Raw genomic sequence first — 222 nt, forward strand, 5'->3', positions numbered from 1 at the left:
TCTGTTCTTATTACGGAGAACAGACACAGTGTGTCGTTTCAATTTTCAGCTTGATCCAGATTTTTAAAGAGCAAAACTTCTTAATGCACTCGAAAGTACATTCAGAAGTTCATCATTCATCAGACAATCTGTGTGGACACTTCAAGGAACGGTTCTTTAAGGTAAGGAGGTGATCCAACCGCAGGTTCCCCTACGGTTACCTTGTTACGACTTCACCCCAGT

General features: G+C 41.9%; 1 rRNA gene. It reads right to left on the reverse strand.

From position 1 onward, the window contains the following. Positions 1 to 162 precede the first annotated feature (162 nt). Positions 163 to 222 (reverse strand): 16S ribosomal RNA (locus OGX98_RS00825); the annotation flags it as partial.

Source organism: Citrobacter sp. Cm046, assembly GCF_030333065.1.
Taxonomy (GTDB): Bacteria; Pseudomonadota; Gammaproteobacteria; order Enterobacterales; family Enterobacteriaceae; genus Citrobacter; species Citrobacter murliniae.